The organism is Thermogutta sp. (assembly GCF_014359955.1).
GTDB lineage: Bacteria > Planctomycetota > Planctomycetia > Pirellulales > Thermoguttaceae > Thermogutta.
In genome coordinates, this window is sequence record NZ_JACIYL010000547.1 from 1 (window position 1) to 3,046 (window position 3,046).

The 3,046-nt window shown below is 58.9% G+C and carries 1 protein-coding gene; it reads right to left on the reverse strand.

Going from position 1 to position 3,046, the window contains the following annotated elements:
* Positions 1-3,046, reverse strand: a 3,046-nt coding sequence (locus tag H5U08_RS14205; RefSeq protein WP_297034407.1) for a tetratricopeptide repeat protein, incomplete at both ends; no start/stop codon positions are given.

Genomic DNA, 3,046 nt, shown 5'->3' on the forward strand with positions numbered 1-3,046 from the left:
CTTCGGATTGAGAAGATCCCGCTCTTGATGGAAAATCACACTGGGCGCTCAAGATATACGCCAAATTGTTTTCCAGAAGGGCCTTCTCCAGATCGGACAATCGGCTGTCCGCCAGCAAGCGGCGATAGAGCGGAACGAGCTCCTCATAGCGTCCGGCCAGGTTGAGAAAGCTTGTGTACGCAAGAATTATTCTTTTATCTGCCGCGGCGTTCACGTTCGCCTGCTGGAACCAGGCGTCCACTCGGGCAAGATGACCTGGTTTGACGTGTTCGCGGGCAGCACGCAGACAGTTCACCGCACACGTAACGACACGTTCGCGGGGCACCTGGCCGAGCGCCTGCTGGCAGCAATCCAGGGCCGCGTCCAACTGCTGCTGGCGCGCCAGGAAAAGAGCCCTGGCAATGAGCGCTTCAGGATACGCGGTCGCCAGCTTTTCCAAAACCTCCGCAGCGAGCGAGGTCATACCGGCCCTTTCGGCCATGACTGCAAGCTGGATGACCTGTTCGTAATTATGATCCTCCAGGGCTTTCGATACCCTGGCCCGCCAGCGGGTTTCGATTTCCTTTGTATTCCCCGCCTGGGCGGCCAGACGCATTTGCAATTCCAGGACAGCCGGTGAATCATGGCCCAGCCGAGTCGCAAGTTTCTCGATATACGGCTGAATTTCCTCTTGCGGCGACTCGTGGGTCAGCATCTCACGAATAAAGAAAGCGAGCTGGGCGGGAGTCGGATCCGGCGTTTGCTGGAATAACGCGGCCATTTGTAAGCGTGCATCCGGCCAGCGGCCCAGAGACGCGAGAATTTGAGCGTAAACGAAACGGTCTTCCGAGGAGAGGATGACGCCTTCGCGGAGCAATTTCTGATACATGTCGGCGGCTTCCTGCTTCGCCGTCCGTTCAGGTCGATTTGCCAGGATTCTGGCCAGCAGACACCGATCGGCAACCTGCGACGCCTGCTTCAAATTCGCTTCCAGAAGTGATCGAGCACGCTGAAAATCTCGATAATCTGCGGATTGGGCCAGGAGCTGCGCGAGATTCCGTCGTGCGTTGCGGAGGGTCTCTTCGCTGACTACAAGATCGCTTGCTGACGCCGTGACGATTCGTTCGAGAGCGGCCTGGCACTCCCGGAGCTCACCGTGGCGCAAAGAGAATCCCGCCCAATCGAGGAGCAGATCGGCATCCCGTGGAGCCTCAGCCATTGCCCGGCGAAAGCATTGTTGCGCTTGTCGGATGTCGCCCACCGCTTCGTATCCCAGGCCGAGGACGCGGAGCGACGGAGCGTCTTTTTTCAGTAAGGCTGCCAGTTTCTCCAATCGCTTCCGGGCTTCAGATACGCGTTTCGTCCTGGCCAGGTAAATGATTTGGGCCAGTGCAACCTGAGGCACCTGCGGAGCAAGCTGCTGTGCCTTCTCGAATGCCCGATCGGCTTCATCCGTGCTGCCATTGCGGCTCAACAACTGTGCCCACCAGAGCCAATCGAGCGGATCGCTCGATTTTTCTATTCTTGGCCCCAGTACCTGTCTCACCTTTTCGAACTGCCCCTGCTGAGCCCAAATCTCCGCCTGAAGTTTCAGACGCTGCAGGTCGTCCTCACCGGGCTGTTGGGCCGTGGTTTGCAGCAGCCGTTCGGCCTCGGAAGTTCGGCCGACAAGAAGCAACAGTCGAGCCAGCTCCTCCCGGCCCTGCGCGCCCAGCAACCCCTGCTGCTCCAACGATCGCAGGGCTTCGATCGCCGCCTCCCAGCGGCCTTCCAATTGGGCAATGCGGGCTTCCAGGCGAATCAGGTCCGGCCAGAAGGGCAGGTATCGGCGAGCCATCGCGATTTGCGACTTTGCATCGGCCAGCAGTCGTTCCCGCTCGGATGCAGAGACGTTCGGCTGGGAAGCCTGTCCCACATCGATCACCGCTCGACCGTAAGCGGTTACACGTCCTGCGCCACCTTCAGCACGGCGAATGCGTTCCAGAATCCTGTCGGCCTCCTCCCAATTCCCTCGTGCGACCGCAAATTCCAGAAGCAACCGGTGAATCTCGACGTCATCTGGGTCAATCACGGCAAGCTCCCGGGCTATTTCCGCGGATCGATCCAGATCTCCCCATTGAAGCACAAGCCGCAACACCGCCCGAAGGACCGTTCGCCGCTCGGACGGTCCCAGTCGTTTCGCCTTCGCCACAACATCCGTCAGGATTCCGTTTCGTTGATCCTTTTCCGCATACTGGCCTAACTGGACCTTGGCGAGCAGGATCTCCGGTCGCAGTCCAAACTTTTTTTCGGCGGTCAAGAGCCGATCGCGCGCTTCGGAAATCCGTCCCGATCGGCCCAGGAGTTCACACAGTGCGGTCCACAGAGCCAAAGAGGTTTTTTCCCGGATCGCCTCCTCCAATAACTTCACCGCCTGGTCCACTTCCCCCTGGGCCTGCAACCATCGGGCCTTGAGTAACGTCTTTTGTTCCGGCGACAAAGCGGGAGAACTTTCCAGCGACTGGCGCATGTCGTCGAGTTGCTTCCAGAGGGGATCCTTTGGATTCAGACCTGTTCGGGTGTTCAACATGGCCAGCAGATACGCCATCCGGAATTCGGGAGACGCGGCCCACGATGGCTCGGTACCACTTTGCACCAGCCTGGTGATCGCTTGCTGGGCCGCTTCAGTCATCCCCTGGGAAAGAAGCCAGTTGATCCAGGCGAGTTGAACTCGAGAAGAATCCGGGAATTTTTCGCGCAACTCGGCGAGAAGCGCCCCGGCTGCGTCCAAAGCACCACTCTGCGTGTAAGCCAGGACCAATGTCAGCCCTGCGGTTTCCGCTCGCGGATCATTTTCGTCAAGGAATTTGCGAAAAAGCTCATCAAGTGGCGCGATGCTCTCGCGTGCCCGTCCTTCCAACACCGACACACGGAGCTGCCACAGATCGAGAGTCTCTGGATCAAACTGAGCCTTCTGCATCTGCTGAACGGCGGCACGGGCTCCCAAAATATCCGGAGGCGTTTTACGAAGACACACCTCAACAAGGTCAGGTAAGAAGGCCGCGTTGCGCTCTGCCAGCAGTTGCAG